We start from the raw sequence: 21,161 nt of genomic DNA on the forward strand, positions 1-21,161 counted from the left end.
TGGCTAGAGTCAGAATCGGGCTTTTAGTCCCACCCACCCCTTCAAGTCTAAACATACAAGCGGGCTTGCTCGCGAAGCAGGCGACTCGGTCTTCCCTGGTCGCCGCAACCGTTACTCCAGCGCAGCAGCCGGGCCGAAGAACTCGTAGCGGCTCTGCTTCTCTGGAACACCCAAGGCCTTGAGGTGGCGCTTGATCGCGGCCATGAAGCCTTTCGGGCCGAGGAAGTAAGCGTCCAGGTCGCGCTCTTGCGGCAACCAGTCGGCCAACAGCTCCTGACTCAACAGCCCGACCTTATCCGCCGCAGGGCTGACGCCGTCATCTTCGGCGTAGCAGTAGAAGCGCTTGAGTTGCGGGTGACGCTCGGCCAGGCCGTCGATCCAGTCGCGGAAGGCATGCACGCCACCGTTACGCGCACAGTGGATAAAGTGCACCGGACGCTCGGTGGCCAGCGCCGCTTCCAGCATCGGCAGGGTTGGCGTGATGCCGACGCCGCCGCTGATCAGCACCAGCGGTTTGTCGCTGGCGGTCAGGGTGAATTCGCCCGCGGGCGGGAACAACAGGATGCTCGCGCCGACGTGAAGCTGGTCGTGCAGGTAATTCGAGGCACGACCGCCCTCTTCGCGCTTGACGCTGATGCGGTACTGACCGTTGTCGCCCAAGGACGACAGCGAGTAGTTGCGACGAATTTCTTCGCCATCGAGGATCAGTTTCATGCCGATGTACTGACCCGGTTCTGCCGCGAGGATCGGCCCCTTGTCCGCTGGTTCAAAGTAGAACGAGGTGATTTCCGCGCTCTCTTCCACGCGCTTGGCCAGTTTGAATTCCCGCGCCCCGCGCCAGCCGCCGACCGCTGCGGCCTTCTGGTCGTAGATCGCGGTTTCGGCGCCGATCAAAATGTCGGCCAGTTGGTTGTAGGCAGCGCCCCAGGCGCTCATCACTTCTGGCGTGGCGATCTCGTCACCGAGCACTTCGGAAATCGCCCGCAGCAGGCAGGCGCCGACAATCGGGTAATGCTCCGGCAGGATTTGCAGGGCAACGTGCTTGTTGATGATCTTCGCCACCAGATCGCCCAACTGGTCGAGCTGATCGATGTGCCGCGCATACATCAGCACCCCGCGAGCCAAAGCCCGTGGCTGGTCGCCGCTGGCCTGGTGCGCCTGATTGAACAGCGGACGAACCTCTGGGTACTCGGAGAGCATCATGCGGTAGAAGTGAGTGATCAGGGCTTCGCCACCGCTTTCCAGCAGCGGTACGGTGGATTTGACGATGGCACGGTCTTGAGCGCTAAGCATTAAGGGAGTACTCCTGAACGACTGGGTTTATAGTTTTCTACCCATGACGTATCAGTTTCCGTGCCAACAATTAAAACCATATAAATCAACAAGTTAATAAACATGTAGTCATAACGACACAAGCGGATTTATAGTCACCTCGACTACATGGAGTCAATATGACTGCAAAACCCTTGCTCACCGCGTTGCTGCCACTGGTCTCCGACCTTTCCCGCGAATTGCCCGAAGGCGAGCGCTACCGGCGCCTGCTCGAAGCCATGCGCGCGCTGCTCCCCTGCGATGCCGCCGCCCTGCTGCGGCTCGACGGTGAATGGCTGGTACCGTTGGCAGTGGATGGCCTGAGCACCGACACCCTCGGCCGGCGCTTCAAGGTCAGCGAACACCCGCGCTTTGAAGCGTTGCTCAGCCGCTCGGAGCCGACGCGTTTCCCCAGCGACAGCACCTTGCCCGACCCTTATGACGGTTTGGTCGACGGCCACGGCGATCACCTGGAAGTCCACGACTGCATGGGCTGCCCGCTGTTTATCGATGAGCGTCCGTGGGGCTTGCTGACCCTCGACGCGCTGGATCCGGAGCGCTTCGAGCCGATCGAACTGGACGCCTTGCAAGCCTTTGCCAGCCTCGCCGCCGCCACGGTCAACGCCGCCGAACGCATCGAACGGCTGGCCAATCGCGCAGAAGATGAACACCAGCGCGCCGAGGTCTATCGCCAGGCCAGCGGTCAGCAGAGTCGCGAAATGATCGGCCAGAGCAAAGCGCACAAGCGCTTGGTGGAAGAAATCAACCTGGTCGGCGGTAGCGACCTGACGGTGCTGATCACCGGAGAAACCGGGGTCGGTAAAGAGTTGGTGGCCCAGGCGATCCACGCCGCTTCACCGCGTGCCGACAAACCGATCATCAGCCTCAACTGCGCCGCGCTGCCCGACACGCTGGTAGAAAGCGAGTTGTTCGGCCACGTGCGCGGCGCCTTCACCGGGGCGCTGAACGACCGGCGTGGCAAATTCGAACTAGCCAATGGCGGCACGCTGTTTCTCGATGAAGTGGGCGAGTTGTCGCTGGCGGTGCAGGCCAAATTGCTCCGTGTGCTGCAAAGCGGTCAGTTACAACGCCTGGGTTCGGACAAGGAGCATCAGGTCGACGTGCGCCTGATCGCCGCGACCAACCGTGACCTCGCCTTCGAGGTGCGCAGTGGCCGCTACCGCGCCGACTTCTACCATCGCCTCAGCGTCTACCCGTTGCTGGTGCCGGCGCTGCGTGATCGCGGTCGGGATGTGTTGTTGCTCAGCGGTTACTTTCTTGAACAGAACCGCTCGCGGATGGGCCTCAACAGCCTGCGCCTGAGCAGCGACGCCCAAGCGGCATTGCTGGCCTACAGTTGGCCGGGTAACGTCCGCGAACTGGAGCACTTGATTGGTCGCAGTGCCTTGAAAGCGCTGGGCAACTCGCGGGAACGGCCGAAGATTCTCAGCTTGAGCGCGGCGGATCTGGACTTGCCCCACACGCCCCTTGAAACGCCTTCTGCGCCAGCCAGCATTGAACCGGCGCCCACCGTTGAAGTGTTCGGCGACCTGCGCCAGGCCACCGAGAACTATCAACGCCAGTTGATCACCGCTTGTCTTGAGCGCCACCAAAACAACTGGGCCAGCGCCGCCCGTGAGCTAGGCTTGGACCGAGCGAACCTTGGGCGGATGGCCAAGCGGTTGGGCATGAAGTAACCCCGAATCACCCCCGTCATTGTGGCGAGGGGGCTTGCCCCCGTTCGGCCGCGAAGCGGTCGTGACATCAGCCATGAAGTTTTATCAGGAATAAAGCGCGGACCGCTTCGCGCTCCAACGGGGGCAAGCCCCCTCGCCACAGGGTTCGATGATGGGTTAATAGACAGGGAAATCCCTAAAGCCCGCCCCGCTTACGTCGATAACCCGATATCAATAGTTGCTGGCGGTCCTACAATCGCCCATCACCTTTTCCACAGAAGGTTTTTATGTCCTCCAACAAAGCCCGCGCAGATTCACTTTCGCTTCTGCTCTTTACCTTGCGCAGTGGCAAGCTGATGGCGATCAACCTGCTGAAAGTCAGTGAAATCATCCCCTGCCCGCCGCTGACCAGGCTGCCGGAGTCGCACCCGCACGTCAAAGGCATCGCCACCCTGCGCGGAACCTCGCTGTCGGTCATCGACCTGAGCCGGGCGATCGGTGAGCGGCCGCTGGAAGACCCGGACGGTGGCTGCCTGATCGTTACCGACGTCAGCCGTTCCAAACAGGGCCTGCACGTTCAGGCGGTGAGCAAGATCGTCCATTGCCTGACCACCGACATCCGCCCACCACCCTACGGCTCCGGCGGCGTGCGCGCGTACATCACCGGCGTGACCTCGGTCGACGGCACGCTGGTGCAGGTGCTCGACATCGAGAAAGTCATCCACGGCATCGCCCCGGCACAAATCGAAACAGCCCCGACCGAGCTGAGCATGGAAGACGCCGAAGTACTGGGCAACGCACGCATTCTGGTGGTCGATGACAGCCAGGTGGCGCTGCAACAATCGGTACACACCCTGCGCAACCTCGGCCTGCAATGCCACACCGCACGCAGCGCCAGAGAAGCCATCGACTGCCTGCTGGACCTGCAAGGCACTGCACAGCAGATCAACCTGATTGTATCGGACATCGAAATGTCCGAGATGGACGGTTACGCCCTCACCCGGACCCTGCGTGAAACCCCGGACTTTTCCCACCTCTATATCCTGCTGCACACCTCGCTGGACAGTGCGATGAACAGCGAAAAAGCCCGTCTGGCCGGGGCAAATGCGGTGCTGACCAAGTTCTCCTCGCCAGAGCTGACCAGATGCCTGATCGCCGCCGCAAAAGCTGTCACGCAGCAAGAACAAGGTCATTGAGCCTTGGCTGAAGAGTATTGCCTGCTGCTGCGGCGCGACCTCGCTGGAGTGTTGCCCGCCATTGCCTGGCCTCCAGGCATTGTGCTGAACCAATACCGCCCCGAGCTGGCCGAAGCGGTTCATCAACTGATGGAGCAGGGTTATCAGCACGGCGGCGGTCGAGTACCGGCGCTGGAGGTGTGGCGCGAGCGCTTTGAAAGCGATGCGGAATATGACCCGGCGCTGTGTTTCATCGCCTCGGACCCTCAAGGCGTTGTCGGCGTGGCCCAGTGCTGGACCAGCGCCTACATCAAGAACCTGGTGGTGCATCCACGGGCTCAGGGCCAAGGCTTGGGACGAGCGTTGTTGTTGCATGCCTTCAGTGTGTTTCAACAGCGTCGCGAAGGGTTTGTTGACCTCAAGGTCCTGGAAGATAACCAGCGCGCTAGGCGGCTGTATGAAAGCGCCGGGATGCGCGTGGTGCGCCGGGAGCTGGTTCCAGACTGATACCGCTATCGCGGCCAGCGACTGGCGCACAACTTGCTTTGCCCCCCTCCCTCGCGGTGGTTTTCCGCCATCGCTGACGCCTCTGGAATGTGACCGGTCGCCTAATGAATACGACGTTTTCCTGCGTAGGTTGCGGCAAGTGCTGCACCGACCACCATGTGCCCCTGACCCTCGCCGAGGCCCGGATGTGGACGGCTGACGGCGGTGCCGTGATCGTGCTGGTGGAAGGCTTTCTCGGCAATGGCCTGGGCCTTCCGGCCTTGCAACGCGAGCACGCCGAACGCCGTTCCGTGGTGGTGCCCAGCGGTGCGACCCAGGCCCACGTAGCGATTACCTTCGCTGCATACAACGCCGGTCGCTGCCGGAATCTTGACGAAGACAACCTCTGCCGCATCTACGATCGCCGGCCGCTGGTGTGCCGCATCTATCCGATGGAAATCAATCCGCACATTCCCCTGACGCCAACCGCCAAGGACTGCCCGCCCGAATCGTGGGAGCAAGGTCCTGCGTTGATTGTCGGCGGTCAGTTGGTTGATCAGGCATTGGCCGACCTGATCCAGCGCTCGCGTCAGGCAGACCGCGACGATGTCCAGGCCAAGGAAGCGATTTGCGAACTTCTGGGGATTCGCACCACGGCGCTCAAGGGTGACGGGTTTACCGCCTACCTGCCGGACATGGCGGCGTTTGCCTCGGCGATTGATCAGGTTCAGGCAGCGCCGTTGCCGGGTTCGGCCGGTGAATGGCTGTTCCATGTGTCGGGCAACGACATTGCTGAGCAAGTGCAGGCCGCTGGCGCGAACGTGGTCACGGCAGAGCCGCTGAACTATGCGTTTATCTCGTTGCGCGCGGCCTGAGATTTATAACGCAGAGGGACGACTCAGCGTTTGCCCATCGAGCGACGGGTGCCAGGAGGCGCTGCGCCCGGGACCTTAGTGTGGCCATTCTTGGCGCCGTTCTTGTACCACGGCTGGCTGGCGTTTTTGGCGGAGGCCAACTCGCCCGGTTTGAACGGGAACTTGAAGGCCGGAATCGCCGCTTTGGTTTCGCTGTCGGCGCTGGAGTCGACGCTGTCTGGCAGGTCAGCCTGTTCGTCAGCAGCAGGCGCTTGTATCGGGGAAGTCATGAATGCTCCGGGTGTTACAGTGAGTCGGGCCCGATGGGTGGGCCGCGAAAGGCCGGCAGTATACCTGCGCGCCCGTGATCTTTAACCTCCCGACGCATGAATGGTCACCTTTGCTGACAGCCCTGTCAGTTAGCCGTCACCCTGCTGACCGCAACGAAGGACTATAACTAGGCCATTATTTCCCGTCTTTTTGCCCCGGCGTTCGATGCTCATGCCCATTCCAGGAAAAAAACTGCTGATCGCCGCGTTGCTGGTGACGGTCACTGCCGTGGCCATTGGCGTTGCGCTCAAACCGGCAACGAGCAAACTCGCGGCCCCCACCGCGATTCCGGTACGGGTGGTCAGCGTTGTCGAACGCGACGTGCCGCGCTATGTCAGCGCGATTGGCTCGGTGCTGTCGTTGCACAGCGTGGTTATTCGTCCGCAGATCGATGGCATCCTCACCCGACTACTGGTCAAGGAAGGTCAGTTGGTGAAGGCCGGTGACCTGCTGGCAACTATCGACGATCGCTCGATCCGCGCCAGCCTCGATCAGGCCCGCGCGCAATTGGGCGAAAACCAGGCGCAGTTGCAGGTCGCCGAGGTCAACCTCAAACGCTACAAATTGCTGAGTGTCGATGACGGGGTTTCCAAGCAGACTTACGACCAGCAACAAGCCCTGGTCAATCAGTTGAAAGCCACGGCGCAGGGCAATCAGGCGGCCATCGATGCGGCGCAGGTACAACTCTCCTACACACAGATTCGCTCGCCGGTGACGGGCCGCGTCGGTATTCGCACCGTGGATGAAGGCAACTTCCTGCGCATGAGCGATACCCAGGGATTGTTCTCGGTCACCCAGATCGACCCGATTGCCGTCGAGTTCTCCCTGCCACAGCAAATGCTGCCGACGCTGCAACGGTTGATCAGCGCAACCCCGCCGGCTGACGTGAATGCCTACCTCGGCGCCGACACCAATGGCCAGACCGGCGACTTGCTCGGCGAAGGCCATCTGACGCTCATCGACAACCAGATCAATGCCAACACCGGGACCATTCGCGCCAAGGCCGAATTCAGCAACGCCGGGCAAAAACTCTGGCCCGGGCAACTGGTGACCGTGAAGATCCAGACCGCCGTCGACCAGCATGCGCTGGTGGTGCCGCCGTCCGTGGTCCAGCGCGGGCTGGATCAGCATTTCGTTTACCGGGTCAACGGCGACAAGGTCGAATCGGTTCCGGTGCAAATGGTCTATCAGGACAGCGGGCTGAACATCATCACCGGAGTAAAGGCCGGTGATGTGCTGGTCAGCGATGGTCAGTCGCGGCTCAAGCCCGGTGCCAGCGTGCAGATTCTCGGCGAGCCGCCAGCGCTCACGCAAAGCACTGCGGCGGAGCAACAGCCATGAAAGTCCATGGCGGCATTTCGGCCTGGTGCATCGACCATCCGGTCGCCACGGCACTGCTGACCTTCGCCCTGGTGCTGCTGGGCTTGATCGCCTTCCCGCGCCTGCCCGTCGCCCCTTTGCCGGAAGCCGAGTTCCCGACCATTCAGGTCGCCGCGCAGTTGCCCGGCGCCAGCCCCGACACCATGGCTTCGTCGGTGGCGACGCCGTTGGAGGTGCAATTCAGCGCCATCCCCGGCATGACCCAAATGACCTCCAGCAGTGCCTTGGGTTCGACCAACCTGACCCTGCAATTCACCCTCAACAAAAGCATCGACACCGCCGCGCAGGAAGTTCAGGCCGCGATCAACACCGCCGCCGGCAAGCTGCCCAAGGACATGCCGACGCTGCCGACCTGGCGCAAGGTCAACCCGTCCGACAGCCCGGTACTGATCCTCAGCGTCAGCTCGACGCAAATGCCCGGCACCGAACTCAGCGACTACGCCGAAACCCTGCTGGCGCGGCAATTGAGCCAGATCGACGGCGTCGGCCAGATCTACATCACCGGCCAGCAACGCCCGGCCATTCGGGTCCAGGCCTCGGCCGACAAACTTGCCGCCATCGGCCTGACCCTGGCCGATGTGCGCCTGGCCATTCAGAAAACCAGCCTCAACCTGGCCAAGGGCGCGCTGTACGGTGAGTCGAGCATTTCCACGCTATCGACCAACGATCAGCTGTTCCATCCCGACGAGTACGGCCAGCTCATCGTCTCCTACAAGAACGGTGCACCGGTCCAGCTCCGGGACATCGCCACCGTGGTCAGTGGCTCGGAAGACGCCTACGTCCAGGCCTGGTCCGGCGATCGGCCGGGGGTCAACCTGGTGATCCTGCGGCAGCCGGGCGCGAACATCGTCGACACCGTGGACCGGATTCAAGCCGCGTTGCCGGGCCTGCAAGCGATGCTTCCGGCGTCGATTCAGGTCAACGTGCTGATCGACCGGACCCAGACTATCCGCGCTTCACTGCACGAAGTGGAAGTCACCCTGCTGATCGCGGTCCTGCTGGTGGTCGCGGTGATGGCGCTGTTCCTGCGCCAGTGGTCGGCGACGCTGATCGTTTCCAGCGTACTCGGGGTCTCGCTGATCGCCAGTATCGCGCTGATGTACATCATGGGCTTCAGCCTGAACAACCTGACGCTGGTGGCGATCGTCATTTCCGTAGGGTTTGTGGTCGACGATGCGATTGTGGTGGTGGAGAACATCCACCGCCACCTGGAGGCCGGCGACGGCATGCGCGAGGCGGCGATCAAGGGCGCTGGCGAGATCGGCTTTACCGTGGTCTCGATCAGCTTCTCGCTGGTGGCGGCGTTTATTCCGCTGCTGTTCATGGGCGGCGTGGTCGGCCGGTTGTTCAAGGAGTTCGCCTTGACCGCCACCTCGACCATCATGATTTCGGTGGTGGTGTCGTTGACCCTGGCACCGACCATGGCCGCCCTGTTCATGCGTGCTCCGGTACACGACGCCCACGCGAAACCCGGTTTCGGTGAACGCCTGCTGGCGCTGTATGAACGCGCACTGCGCCGCGCCCTGGCGCATCAGAAACTGATGCTGGGGATCTTCAGCCTGACGCTGTGCATGGCGGTTGCCGGCTACGTGTTTATCCCCAAAGGTTTCTTCCCGATACAGGACACCGGTTTTATCCTCGGCACTACCGAAGCCGCCGCCGACGTGTCGTTTCCGGAGATGGTGAAAAAGCACCATGCCCTGGCCGACATCGTCGCCGCCGACCCGGCAGTGCAGACCTTTTCGCATTCGGTGGGTGTTTCCGGCAGCAACCAGACCATCGCCAACGGGCGCTTCTGGATCTCCTTGAAAAAACGCGGCGATCGCGATGTGTCCGCCAGCGCCTTCATCGACCGGATTCGTCCGCAACTGCTGAAGGTCCCGGGCATCGTGCTGTACCTGCGCGCCGGGCAAGACATCAACCTCAGCTCCGGCCCCAGCCGCGCCCAGTATCAATACGTGCTCAAGAGCAACGACGGTCCGACACTGAACCTCTGGACCCAACGCCTGACCGAAAAACTGCGCAGCATCCCGGCGTTCCGCGACATTTCCAACGACCTGCAACTGGGCGGCAGCATCACCCACATCCACATCGACCGTGCCGCTGCAGCGCGTTTCGGGCTGACCGCCAGCGATGTCGACGAGGCGCTTTATGACGCCTTCGGCCAACGGCAGGTCAACGAGTTCCAGACCGAAATAAACCAGTACAACGTTATCCTCGAACTCGACACCCGCCAGCGCGGCAAGGCCGAAAGCCTCGCCTATTTCCACCTGCGTTCGCCGCTGAGTGGCGAGATGGTGCCGTTGTCGGCGCTGGCCCGTTTCGATGCGCCAACCATCGGCCCGTTGTCCATCGCCCACGACGGCATGTTCCCGGCCGCCAACCTGTCGTTCAACCTGGCGCCCGGCGTGGCCTTGGGTGATGCGGTGATTTTGCTCAATCAGGCGAAGAACGACATCGGTATGCCGGCCTCGGTCAACGGCAATTTCCAGGGCGCGGCCCAGGCGTTCCAGAGTTCACTGGCCAGCCAGCCGTGGCTGATTCTGGCGGCGCTGGTGGCGGTATACATCATTCTTGGCGTGCTCTATGAAAGTTTCGTGCACCCGCTGACGATCATCTCGACCTTGCCTTCCGCTGGCCTCGGCGCCTTGATACTGCTGTGGATCCTCGGCCAGGACTTCTCGATCATGGCGTTGATCGGCCTGGTGCTGCTGATCGGTATCGTCAAGAAGAACGGCATCCTGATGATCGACTTCGCCCTCGACGCCCAGCGCAATCGCGGGCTGTCCCCGCAAGAGGCGATTTTCGAGGCATGCCTTACGCGGTTCCGGCCGATCATGATGACCACCCTCGCCGCCCTGCTCGGCGCGCTGCCGCTGATGCTCGGTTACGGCACCGGCGCCGAACTGCGTCAACCGCTGGGGATCGCGGTGGTCGGAGGTTTGCTGGTCAGCCAGGCGCTGACGCTGTTTACCACGCCAGTCATATACTTATGGCTTGAGCGGGTGTTCCATCGCTCCACACCAGCGCCTGCGCTGGCGACCACACACTGAGGCGGGTCATGCGCGTTCTGATTATCGAAGACGAAGAGAAAACCGCGGATTATCTTTACCGCGGCCTGACCGAACAGGGTTACACCGTGGACCGCGCGCCGGACGGCGTCGAAGGTTTGCACCTGGCGCTCGAAAACGATTACGCGGTGATCATCCTCGACGTGATGCTGCCGGGTCTCGACGGCTACGGCGTGCTGCGCGCCCTGCGTGCCCGCAAACAGACCCCGGTGATCATGCTGACCGCCCGTGAGCGTGTCGAAGACCGGATCAAAGGCCTGCGCGACGGTGCCGACGATTACCTGGGCAAACCTTTCTCGTTCCTCGAACTGGTCGCCCGCCTGCAAGCCTTGACCCGCCGCAGCGGCGGCCATGAACCGGTGCAAGTGACCATCGCCGACCTGTGGGTCGACTTGATCAGCCGCAAGGCCACCCGTGCCGGTACGCGGCTGGACCTGACCGCCAAGGAGTTCTCGCTGCTCAGCGTGCTGGCCCGGCGTCAGGGCGAAATTCTCTCGAAAACCGCGATTGCCGAGATGGTCTGGGACATCAATTTCGACAGCGACGCCAACGTCGTCGAAGTTGCGATCAAGCGTCTGCGGGCGAAGATCGACGGGCCGTTCGAAGAGAAACTGCTGCACACCATTCGCGGCATGGGCTATGTGCTGGAGAGCCGCAGTGCGCAGTAACAGTATCGCCCTGCGCCTGAGCGGCATGTTCACGCTGGTGGCGGCGCTGGTGTTTCTGTTGATCGGCTGGGCGCTGTATCAACAGGTCGAAAAGGGTTTGGCGCTGTTGCCGGCAGCCGAACTGGATGCGCGTTACAGCGTGCTCGAATCCACGGTCGGGCGCTTTGGTACGCCAGAGCACTGGGTGAAGATCAATAACAAACTCAACCTGCTGAGTGAAGAGGACAAGCGCATCAGCTTCTGGATCATCAGCGGCGATGCCAACTACGAGTACGGCAACATCACCCCGCAGATCCGTGCCTTGGCGCAAGGGCCAACCGGCAAGCGCGACGTACAACTGCCGGAGCAGTCCTATCCGATGAAAGTGCTGGTCAGCCAGTTTCCGGCCAAGGACCAGCGCCCACCGTTGCGCTTCATGATCGGCATCGACACGCAAACCTTCTATGAGACCCAGCATCACTTGCTGATCGCCTTGATCAGCCTGGCAATCATCGGTGTGCTGCTGGCCTCGGCGCTGGGTTACTGGGTGGCGCGAATCGGCCTCAAACCGTTGATCAAGTTGTCGCAGGAAGCTCAACGACTGGCACCGCCGTTGCTGTCCTCACGGCTGCAACTGTCGCCGCTGCCGCCAGAACTCAATCAGTTCGTCAGCTCGTTCAACTCGACGCTGGAGCGGGTCGAGCAAGCCTACACGCGACTTGAATCATTCAACGCCGATGTCGCCCACGAACTGCGCTCGCCGCTGACCAACCTGATCGGTCAAACCCAGGTTGCCCTGACCCGTGGGCGCTCGGCGGAACACTACTTCGAAGTGCTGCAATCGAACCTCGAAGAACTCGAACGGCTGCGCTCGATCATCAACGACATGCTGTTTCTGGCCAGCGCCGACCAGGGCAGCAAGGCCACCAAACTGACCACCACCTCGCTCGCGGATGAAGTCGCCACCACTCTGGACTACCTGGATTTCATCCTCGAGGACGCCCAGGTCAAGGTTCAGGTCAGCGGTGATGCCCAGGTGCAGATCGAAATCGCGCACCTGCGCCGGGCGTTGATCAATCTGCTGAACAACGCCGTGCAGCACACGGCTCCCGGCCAGGTCATTCGGGTGCGGATCGATGTTCAGGAGCATCAGGTCAGTATCGGCGTCACCAACCCCGGTGAGCCCATCGCCAGTGAACATCTGTCGCGCTTGTTCGAGCGCTTCTACCGGGTCGACGCCTCGCGCAGCAACAGCGGCGCCAACCATGGACTGGGGCTGGCCATCGTCAAAGCGATCGCGCTGATGCACGGCGGCAATGTGTTTGTGCACAGCGATAACGGCGTGAATACCTTCGGGATCTATTTGCCGATTTGATTCCTGTGGCGAGCGAGCTTGCTCGCGCTGGGCTGCGAAGCGGCCCCAAGACAATCAACCGTGTTTAATCAGATATACCACCTGCCCCGAATTACGACTGCTACGCAGCCGAGCGCGAGCAAGCTCGCTCGCCACAGGTCGGTGTGACTGTTGCTCTTGATGCAACAGTCCTTTATGCAATCCGCTCTTTTTCCCACCCCCCAAGACCTTTACCTTGGCCACACCAAACAGCACTTGCCAAGCAAGAAGGTTTTCAAGATGTCCAACAGTATGGGTATTGCCAGCGCTTTCGTTTTGTCGTCCTTGTTGTTGTCTCCCTTTGCCATGGCTGAAGAATCGCCGGCATTTGTCGCGCATAATGCTGCGCGTGCCGCAGCCTTCGACAAGGCCCAGGCTGAACTGACCGCAAAAGCACAGAAGTCTGAGCAAACCCGGCAAACATCGGCCACTCAGGCTCAACCACAGGTTGAAAAAGACAGCTGATCGGCAACACCACTCAGTTTCCCTCGACACTTCTCAGGGCTCTTTCCCTTGAGAAGTTGTCTTCAAGCCGCTGCTATCAGCGGCTTTTTTTCGTTGTGTATTTGTCAGGCATTCCTTCGTTATTACCCAATAAGAAACCCCCGGATTATTAACTATAACAACGCTTGTTATTGACCCAAGGAGCTGTATCCCGCGTGAGCATCACCCTCAAACTCAGTCCGCTATTCATTGCAATGGCCGCAACGATGGCCGCAAACGTCCAGGCCGCCGACGACTCCAGCCGCGAAGGTTTCGTTGAAGGTGCAAGCCTTAAACTCAATGCCCGCAACTACTACCTGAACCGCAACCGTCAGCAGCAGACTAACGACAACATCGAATGGGGCCAGGGTTTCCTCGGTATCTTCGAATCGGGCTACACCCAGGGCCCGGTCGGTTTTGGCGTGGATGCCAACGCCATGCTCGGGCTCAAACTCGACGGTGGCGGCGGCACCGGTGGCTCGAGCATCCTGCCGATCAGCGATGACAACGGCAAAGCGCCGGGCTCGTTTTCAAGCGCTGGCGGTGCCCTGAAAATGCGCGCCCTCGACACCGAGCTGAAAGCCGGCGACCTGTTCCTCAATAACCCGGTAATCGCCGGTGGCATGAGCCGCATGCTGCCGCAGACCTTTCGCGGTGTCAGCCTGACCAACCACAGCTTCGACGGCTGGCTGATCGAGGGCGGCCAGGCGAGCTTCACCAAGCCTTACAACCAGAGCGGGCACCAGCGTATCGGAACGTCCTACGGCAAACTGGCCGACGGCGACAAAAGCCAGCACCTGAACTGGGCCGGCGTAGCCTGGAGCGGCCTGCCGGGCCTGACCAGCAGCCTCTATGCGTCCGAGCTCAAGGACATCTGGAACCAGTACTACTACGACCTGGACTACACCTACGCGGTCAACGAGCTGGTCAGCCTCAATCCGGGCCTGCACTACTATCACACCCAGGACACTGGCGACGCACTGCTCGGAAAAATCGACAACAACACCTACAGCCTGCACTTCACCGTGGGCGTCGGTAGTCACAGCGTCACTGCCGCTTACCAGCGCGTGAACGGCAACACGCCGTTCGACTACATCGCCCAGGGCGACAGCATCTTCCTCGACAACTCGCAGCAGTATTCGGACTTCAACGGCCCGAACGAGCGTTCATGGAAGCTCAAGTATGCCTATGACTTCGCTGGCGTCGGCGTGCCGGGCCTGACCTCGGCCGTGTCGTATTCACGTGGCACGCTGGACCTGACGAAGGTCGATCCGAACAGTCGCGGTTATGCCAGCTTCTATAACGAAGCGGGTAAAAATGCCAAACACTGGGAGCGTGATGTCGATCTCAAGTACGTGGTCCAGGGCGGTACGGCCAAGGATCTGGCGGTGCGTCTGCAATGGGCCACCAATCGCGGCGGCAACGGCTACGGCGCGCTGGATACCGACACCGATGAATACCGGGTGATCGTCGACTACCCACTGAACGTTTTCTGAGAAAAATTCACAAAAAGGCCAGCACCGGTGCTGGCCTTTTTTGTATCCGGGATCTATACATGCACTGAGATCAACGAACTGATATCTGCAATGCCGCCCGGTTTGTCCGGGAACTACGCTGATGATGTCCCTGCGCAGAAATCAGAACCATGAGTGCAAACCGCACACACCACGCCATAACAGGCTCTGCCCGCCGACCGGAATTGCTGCTGGTTCTCGGCAGCTCGCTGACCGTCGTCGCGATCATCGCCATCGTCACCTTCCTGCTGATCCGCGAACACGCCAATGCCATGCAGGCGGCCACGCGGGGTGCGACCAACATCGTGCAACTGATCGACGCCGATGTGCTGCGCAACGTCGAGCTCTATGACCTGTCACTGCAAGGGTTGATCGCTGCCGCCCAACGTGACGACCTGCAGAAGGTTTCGGCGCAGATCCGCCACCTGGTGCTGTTCGACCGCGCAAGTACCGCACGTTACAAGGGTGATGTGCTGCTGCTCGACAAGCACGGCTATGTGATCGCCAACTCGTCGTCAATTCAGCCCAAACAGGGCAATTTTTCTGACCGTGACTACTTCCAGGCCCACGTCAGCAACAGCGACAGCGGGATGTTTATCAGTCGCCCGTTCAAACCCCGTTGCGACTGCCCCGAGAACGATCAGTGGCGCATCAGCTTCAGCCGGCGCATCTCTTCGCCCACCGGAGAGTTTCTTGGCGTTGCCGTCGCGTCCATGCAACTGGAGTACTTTGACGAGCTGTTCAGCAGCCTGGACATCGGCTCCAACAGTACCCTCAACGTGCTCGACAAGGACGGCATACTCCTGGCGCAAAAGCCCATGCTGACCGATGCCAGCATTGGCAAGAGTTTCGGCAATCGTCCCAACGTCATACGCATCATGCGTGAAGGCAGTGGCAGCTTCAGCAGCCTGTCGAGCATGGACCACCAGGAACGCCTATACACCTTCTCGCGCGTCGGCAACCTGCCGTTGACGGTCAGCGTCGCGCTCTCCATGGACGAAATCTTCGCCAGCTGGAGACGCACCGCGTACGTGATCAGTGGCGCAACCGGTGTGTTGTGCATCGGCTTGATGTGGCTGACCTTGCTGCTGTGCCGCGAGTTTCGCCTGCGCCATCACGCCGAGCAGGAGCTGGCGCAACAGGCCGCCATCGATGCCCTCACCGGCGTGGCTAACCGGCGGACCCTCGACCAGGCGCTGAATCGTGAATGGTCCCGTTCCCAGCGCTCAGGCAAGCCACTGTCGGTGCTGATGATCGACGCCGATCACTTCAAGTCGTTCAACGACCGCCACGGCCATCAGGGCGGCGACGATGCGTTGCGCGTGCTCGCTCGAGTCATCAGCGAAAACATCCGTCGCCCCTCCGATCTCGCCGCGCGCTATGGCGGTGAGGAGTTTGCCGTGGTGCTGGCCGAAACTGACAGCAGCGGTGCACTGCGGATTGCTGAAAATATCCGCGCTGCAGTCGAGCAACTGCCACCGTTCGAAGGCGACGAGTCCCCCATCACCGTCAGCATCGGCCTCTGTACCTCTACAGGACAACCGGGCGAGAGCCTGGAAAACCTGATGTATGCGGCCGACAAGGCGCTGTATCAGGCCAAGCACCGAGGGCGTAATCGAGTAATCAGCGCGCAGGGATAGACGGTGCACCTGATGCCGCCATCGCCGGCAAGCCGTGCTCCTACAGGTCATGCGCGAGCCATCAATCTTCGTAATACCCGCGAACCGTAGGAGCTTGGCTTGCCAGCGATGGCGCCAGTGAGATCGCCATCGCCGGCAAGCCGTGCTCCTACAGGTCATGCGCGCGCCATCAATCTTCGTAATACCCGCGAACCGTAGGAGCTTGGCTTGCCAAAGATGGCACCGGTGAGATTGCCATCGCCGGCAAGCCGTGTTCCTACAGGTCATGCGCGAGCCGTCAATCTTCGTAATACCCGCGAACCGTAGGAGCATGGCTTGCCAGCGATGGCGCCAGTGAGATCGCCATCGCCGGCAAGCCGTGCTCCTACAGGTCATGCGCGAGCCATCAATCTTCGCAATACCCGCGAACCGTAGGAGCATGGCTTGCCAGCGATGGCGCCAGCGAGATCGCTATCGCCGGCAAGCCGTGCTCCTACAGGTCATGCGCGAGCCATCAATCTTCGTAATACCCGCGAACCGTAGGAGCATGGCTTGCCAGCGATGGCGCCAGTGAGATTGCTATCGCCGGCAAGCCGTGCTCCTACAGGTCATGCGCGAGCCATCAATCTTCGTAATACCCGCGAACCGTAGGAGCATGGCTTGCCAGCGATGGCGCCAGTGAGATTGCTATCGCCGGCAAGCCCTGCTCCTACAAGGCATAAAAAAAGGCCACCCGAAGGCAGCCTTTAAAAACTAGAGAGGTTTTTGCTTACACGGCCGCAACTGGACGCATGTAAGAGATCGGTGCAGTGCTGGCGTCTTCAAACGTCACGACTTCCCAAGCATCTTTCTGCTCAATCAATTTGCGCAGAAGCTGGTTGTTCAGTGCGTGGCCCGACTTGAAGCCTTTGAACTCACCAATCAGGCTATTGCCCAGCAGGTAGAGGTCACCAATTGCATCGAGGATCTTGTGCTTCACGAATTCGTCTTCGTAGCGAAGGCCGTCTTCGTTCAGTACACCATCCGCGTCGACCACGATGGCGTTTTCAACGCTACCGCCGAGTGCGAGGTTGTGCTTGCGCAGGTACTCGATATCACTCATGAAACCAAAGGTCCGGGCGCGGCTGACTTCTTTTACGAACGAAGTGCTGGAAAAATCCACGCTGGCACTTTGAGTGCGGTCACGAAACACCGGGTGATCGAAATCGATCTCGAAGCTCACTTTGAAGCCTTCGAAAGGGACGAAAGTGGCGCGCTTGTCGCCGTCTTCCACTGTCACTTCACGCAGGATCCGGATGAACTTCTTGGCTGCGTCCTGTTCTTCCAGGCCAGCCGATTGAATCAGGAATACGAAGGGTCCAGCGCTACCATCCATGATCGGGACTTCGGACGCGGAGAGCTCGACGTAGGCGTTATCGATGCCCAGGCCAGCCATGGCCGAGAGCAAATGCTCCACCGTGTCCACTTTGACGTCACCGTTGACCAGTGTCGTCGACATAGTGGTTTCACCAACGTTTTCCGCGCGAGCAGGAATCTGCACCACAGGGTCCAGGTCGGCACGACAAAACACGATGCCGGTGTCTACAGGTGCTGGCTTGAGGGTCAGGTATACCTTCTCCCCGGAGTGCAGGCCTACACCTGTGGCACGGATAATATTTTTCAGGGTGCGTTGTTTAATCATGGCTTGGGCCGCTTCAGCGCAAATTGCGAACTGGTATCAACAAAGGCTGGCGATAATAGCAGACCAGACCTTTGCTGAACACCAATCACCTTCATAGCCCTGATACATTCCATCAATCGGCCTGACGACGCAGGAATGCCGGGATGTCCAGGTAGTCCAGATCGTCTTGCGGATTCATCTTCGCGGCAGTCGCAGCACCGGCTTGAGCCTGGTTGCGCATGACGGTCGGACGGTCCAGGTCACGGTAGTTTACCGCTGGCTGTTCCTGGCGTGCAGGGGATTGTTGTTGTGGCTGCGAAGCCATGGAGGTGTGAACGGTGTTGTCGATGACCTTGACAGGCTTCTCGATTTTCGCGCCCAGACCGGTGGCAACCACGGTAACGTGCAGCTCGTCGCGCATGTCCGGATCGATAACGGTACCGACCTTGACCATGGCGTGTTCGGAAGCGAAGGCTTCGATGATGCTACCCACGTCGGAGTACTCACCCAGAGACAGGTCAGGACCGGCGGTGATATTCACCAGGATACCGCGTGCACCTTGCAGGTTCACGTCTTCGAGCAGCGGGTTACGGATAGCCGCTTCGGTCGCTTCACGCGCACGGTTAGGACCGCTGGCGCAGCCAGTGCCCATCATCGCCATGCCCATTTCGCTCATCACGGTACGGACGTCGGCGAAGTCGACGTTGATCATGCCCGGACGCTTGATGATATCGGAGATACCGCGAACGGCACCGGCCAGTACATCGTCGGCCTTGGCGAAAGCCGACAAGAGGCTTGCGTCTTTACCGAGGATGGTCAGCAGCTTCTCGTTGGGAATGGTGATCAGCGAGTCGACGCTTTCAGACAGCAGGCGGATGCCTTCGTCTGCGATCTGCATGCGCTTGCGACCTTCGAACGGGAACGGACGAGTCACCACCGCAACGGTGAGGATCCCCATTTCCTTGGCCACTTCGGCAATGATCGGCGCAGCACCGGTACCGGTACCGCCGCCCATGCCGGTGGTGATGAACACCATGTTTGTGCCTTGCAGCACTTCGGCGATGCGCTCGCGGTCTTCCAGAGCGGCCTGACGACCGACCTCAGGGTTCGCGCCAGCACCCAGACCTTTGGTCACGCCGGTGCCCAATTGCAGGATGGTCCGCGCGCCGATGCTTTTCAGCGCTTGGGCATCAGTGTTGGCGCAGATGAACTCAACGCCTTCAATGTTGCTCTTGACCATGTGATTCACAGCGTTGCCGCCGCCACCGCCAACACCGATAACTTTAATAACCGGGCTTGCGGGGATGTTGTCTACGAGTTCGAACATTTTCCCTCTCCTTACATTCTCTAGTTTTTTTCGCCTACTGCGCCTACTGCGTACAACGGTGCTGCGGTGTCACGGTGTTGCGGTAAATCTTCAGAAATTGCCCTGGACCCAGCTTTTGATGCGATCGATCAACGGGCTCTTGGCCTCGTCGTTGTTGTAGCTATCGCGACTGCTGCTGATCCCCGAGAAGGAAATGCCATCGGACTGCTTTTGCAGGCCATACATCAGCAAACCAACGCCGGTGGAATAAATCGGGTTGCGCACTACGTCGTCCAGGCCTCTGACGCCATGCGGTACGCCCAGGCGTACCGGCATGTGGAAAATCTCTTCGGCCAGCTCGACCGCGCCTTCCATCTTCGAAGTACCGCCGGTCAGCACGATGCCGGCCGGGATCAGGTCTTCGTAGCCGCTGCGACGCAGCTCGGCCTGGATCAGCGTGAACAGCTCGTCGTAACGCGGCTCGACCACTTCGGCCAGGGCCTGACGGGACAGCTCGCGCGGCGGACGATCACCGACGCTTGGGACCTTGATGGTTTCACCGGCGCCGGCCAGTTTGGCCAGGGCGCAGGCGTAGCGGATCTTGATTTCTTCGGCGTACTGGGTCGGAGTGCGCAACGCCATGGCGATGTCGTTGGTCACCTGGTCACCGGCAATCGGGATCACCGCGGTGTGACGAATCGCGCCTTCGGTGAAGATCGCGATATCGGTGGTACCGCCACCGATGTCCACCAGGCACACACCCAGCTCTTTCTCGTCATCGGTCAGTACCGAGTACGCCGACGCCAGTTGTTCGAGAATGATGTCGTCGATTTCCAGGCCGCAACGACGCACGCATTTCTCAATGTTCTGTGCAGCGTTCACCGCGCAGGTGACCACGTGGACCTTGGCTTCCAGACGTACGCCGGACATGCCCAAAGGCTCGCGCACGCCTTCCTGGTTATCGATCACGTAATCCTGCGGCAGCGTGTGCAGTACGCGCTGATCCGCCGGAATCGCCACGGCCTGGGCCGCATCGAGCACGCGCTCAAGGTCGGCCGAGCTGACTTCGCGATCACGAATCGCCACGATGCCGTGGGAGTTCAGGCTGCGAATGTGATTGCCCGCCACACCGACAAACGCCGAGTGAATCCGGCAGCCAGCCATCAGTTGCGCTTCTTCGATCGCACGCTGAATGGACTGCACGGTGGATTCGATATTCACCACCACACCCTTCTTCAGGCCGCGGGAGGGGTGAGTACCGATCCCGACGATTTCCAGTTGGCCATCGGCCGCGACCTCGCCTACCAGCGCCACCACCTTGGAGGTGCCGATATCCAGACCGACGATCATTTTGCCGCTTTGCACGTTTGCCATGGTCCTGCCTCTTCTCAATTCTTCGCGACAGCGCGTTGGGCCGTCGTGGGCGCTACAGGTTCCCGCCAGCCAACGGCCAGGCCGTTGGCATAACGCAGGTCGATGCGCGCAATGTTCGTAATCTGTTCTTTAAGCGTCTTGTCGTAGATGGCAATGAAGCGGCGCATCTTTTCCACCAGGTGATCGCGTCCCAGCAACAGCTCGATCCCAGGGCCCGCGCTACCCGCGCCAGTGGTCAGAAACCAGCTGCCGCGTTCACGCAATTCCAGCCGGGCAATCGAGAAGCCCAATGGCCGTAACATCTGGCTCAACACCTGATACTGCTGCATCACTTGCTGCTGGGCCCGTTGTGGGCCGAACAGCTGTGGCAAATGTTCGTAGTTGGCCAATTCACGCGGCGTAAACGCCTGCCCCTGGTTGTTCAGCAACGCTTCGTCACCCCAACGGGCCACGGGCAGTTGCTCCTCCAGGCGAATCACCACCTGGTCAGGCCAGACGCGACGCACTTCGGCGTGGGCAATCCATGGCATCTGTTCCAGCTCGGTACGCATGCTCGCCAGGTCAATGGTGAAGAAGCTCGCCGCCACGTACGGGGCGATCCGCTGCTGCACTGCTTGCTGGCTGATGTAACTCAAATCGCCCTGCACGTTGATCTTGGTGATCGGCCGATCGGCGTACGGCAGCAAGCGCTGTGCACCTTCGTAAGTACCGAACCCCAACGCGACCAACAGCACGGGCCAGAACAAGGCTTTGAGAAAACCAAAATTGGCTTTCGGCAGGCGCACCGACATCGGCTCTTTGGCCACCATTCGGCTGGCACCCCGCGGCACCGGCTTGCGGCCGGGTGCGGATGGCTGATGACGTAGCTGGGCGCCTTGCATG

17 protein-coding genes are annotated in these 21,161 nt (G+C 60.6%); 11 read left to right on the forward strand and 6 right to left on the reverse strand.

Annotated elements, in window-relative coordinates:
- Positions 1 to 111: 111 nt before the first annotated feature.
- The gene (hmpA, locus tag AC3WK5_RS26105; protein ID WP_103319156.1) at positions 112 to 1,293 is read right to left on the reverse strand and encodes an NO-inducible flavohemoprotein; all 1,182 of its coding nucleotides are present in this window, start codon (positions 1,291 to 1,293) and stop codon (positions 112 to 114) included.
- Positions 1,294 to 1,451: 158 nt separating this feature from the next.
- Here hmpA and norR point away from each other — a divergent pair, with 158 nt between their 5' ends.
- The 4 genes from norR to AC3WK5_RS26125 all read left to right on the forward strand — a co-directional run bounded on the left by norR (position 1,452) and on the right by AC3WK5_RS26125 (position 5,523).
- A complete protein-coding gene (gene norR / locus AC3WK5_RS26110; protein ID WP_054595730.1) occupies positions 1,452 to 3,008 on the forward strand; it encodes a nitric oxide reductase transcriptional regulator NorR in 1,557 nt (518 codons plus the stop codon).
- Between the two features lie 266 nt (positions 3,009 to 3,274).
- A complete protein-coding gene (locus AC3WK5_RS26115; RefSeq protein WP_103319154.1) occupies positions 3,275 to 4,183 on the forward strand; it encodes a chemotaxis protein CheV in 909 nt (302 codons plus the stop codon).
- 3 nt (positions 4,184 to 4,186) lie between these two features.
- Positions 4,187 to 4,669 (forward strand): GNAT family N-acetyltransferase, encoded by a 483-nt coding sequence (locus AC3WK5_RS26120; RefSeq protein ID WP_054595728.1) that lies wholly within the window; start codon positions 4,187 to 4,189, stop codon positions 4,667 to 4,669.
- A gap of 104 nt (positions 4,670 to 4,773) precedes the next feature.
- Positions 4,774 to 5,523, forward strand: a complete 750-nt coding sequence (locus AC3WK5_RS26125; RefSeq protein ID WP_103319152.1) for a YkgJ family cysteine cluster protein — start codon at positions 4,774 to 4,776, stop codon at positions 5,521 to 5,523.
- 23 nt (positions 5,524 to 5,546) lie between these two features.
- Here AC3WK5_RS26125 and AC3WK5_RS26130 read toward each other — a convergent pair whose 3' ends face one another.
- Positions 5,547 to 5,792 (reverse strand): hypothetical protein, encoded by a 246-nt coding sequence (locus AC3WK5_RS26130; RefSeq protein ID WP_103319149.1) that lies wholly within the window; start codon positions 5,790 to 5,792, stop codon positions 5,547 to 5,549.
- A gap of 211 nt (positions 5,793 to 6,003) precedes the next feature.
- Between AC3WK5_RS26130 and AC3WK5_RS26135 the strand changes: the two genes are divergently transcribed.
- The 7 genes from AC3WK5_RS26135 to AC3WK5_RS26165 all read left to right on the forward strand — a co-directional run bounded on the left by AC3WK5_RS26135 (position 6,004) and on the right by AC3WK5_RS26165 (position 15,960).
- The gene (locus tag AC3WK5_RS26135; protein WP_103319163.1) at positions 6,004 to 7,173 is read left to right on the forward strand and encodes an efflux RND transporter periplasmic adaptor subunit; all 1,170 of its coding nucleotides are present in this window, start codon (positions 6,004 to 6,006) and stop codon (positions 7,171 to 7,173) included.
- A complete protein-coding gene (locus AC3WK5_RS26140; RefSeq protein WP_103319147.1) occupies positions 7,170 to 10,265 on the forward strand; it encodes a multidrug efflux RND transporter permease subunit in 3,096 nt (1,031 codons plus the stop codon). Before AC3WK5_RS26135 ends, AC3WK5_RS26140 begins: the two co-directional genes overlap by 4 nt.
- 8 nt (positions 10,266 to 10,273) lie before the next feature.
- Positions 10,274 to 10,951: a heavy metal response regulator transcription factor gene (locus AC3WK5_RS26145; protein WP_103319145.1), complete on the forward strand. Its 678-nt coding sequence runs from the start codon at positions 10,274 to 10,276 to the stop codon at positions 10,949 to 10,951.
- Positions 10,941 to 12,305: a heavy metal sensor histidine kinase gene (locus AC3WK5_RS26150; RefSeq protein WP_103319143.1), complete on the forward strand. Its 1,365-nt coding sequence runs from the start codon at positions 10,941 to 10,943 to the stop codon at positions 12,303 to 12,305. Before AC3WK5_RS26145 ends, AC3WK5_RS26150 begins: the two co-directional genes overlap by 11 nt.
- Before the next feature lie 258 nt (positions 12,306 to 12,563).
- A complete protein-coding gene (locus AC3WK5_RS26155; protein ID WP_103319161.1) occupies positions 12,564 to 12,788 on the forward strand; it encodes a hypothetical protein in 225 nt (74 codons plus the stop codon).
- A gap of 233 nt (positions 12,789 to 13,021) precedes the next feature.
- Positions 13,022 to 14,302 carry an OprD family porin gene (locus AC3WK5_RS26160; RefSeq protein ID WP_371919147.1) on the forward strand — a complete coding sequence of 427 codons (1,281 nt, stop codon included), beginning with the start codon at positions 13,022 to 13,024 and terminating at the stop codon, positions 14,300 to 14,302.
- A gap of 149 nt (positions 14,303 to 14,451) precedes the next feature.
- The gene (locus AC3WK5_RS26165; RefSeq protein WP_103319138.1) at positions 14,452 to 15,960 is read left to right on the forward strand and encodes a sensor domain-containing diguanylate cyclase; all 1,509 of its coding nucleotides are present in this window, start codon (positions 14,452 to 14,454) and stop codon (positions 15,958 to 15,960) included.
- A 748-nt stretch (positions 15,961 to 16,708) separates the two neighbouring features.
- Here AC3WK5_RS26165 and lpxC read toward each other — a convergent pair.
- The 4 genes from lpxC to AC3WK5_RS26185 all read right to left on the reverse strand — a co-directional run bounded on the left by lpxC (position 16,709) and on the right by AC3WK5_RS26185 (position 21,160).
- Positions 16,709 to 17,620, reverse strand: coding sequence for a UDP-3-O-acyl-N-acetylglucosamine deacetylase (lpxC, locus tag AC3WK5_RS26170; protein WP_054595720.1), 912 nt, complete (start codon positions 17,618 to 17,620; stop codon positions 16,709 to 16,711).
- A 112-nt stretch (positions 17,621 to 17,732) separates the two neighbouring features.
- Positions 17,733 to 18,926: a cell division protein FtsZ gene (gene ftsZ, locus AC3WK5_RS26175; protein WP_054595719.1), complete on the reverse strand. Its 1,194-nt coding sequence runs from the start codon at positions 18,924 to 18,926 to the stop codon at positions 17,733 to 17,735.
- 90 nt (positions 18,927 to 19,016) lie between these two features.
- Positions 19,017 to 20,279 (reverse strand): cell division protein FtsA, encoded by a 1,263-nt coding sequence (ftsA, locus tag AC3WK5_RS26180; RefSeq protein WP_019693553.1) that lies wholly within the window; start codon positions 20,277 to 20,279, stop codon positions 19,017 to 19,019.
- 14 nt (positions 20,280 to 20,293) lie between these two features.
- Positions 20,294 to 21,160, reverse strand: a complete 867-nt coding sequence (locus tag AC3WK5_RS26185) for a cell division protein FtsQ/DivIB (RefSeq protein WP_054595718.1) — start codon at positions 21,158 to 21,160, stop codon at positions 20,294 to 20,296.
- Between the last annotated feature and the right edge of the window lies 1 nt (position 21,161).

The sequence above is a fragment of the Pseudomonas sp. FW306-02-D09B genome, assembly GCF_058782685.1.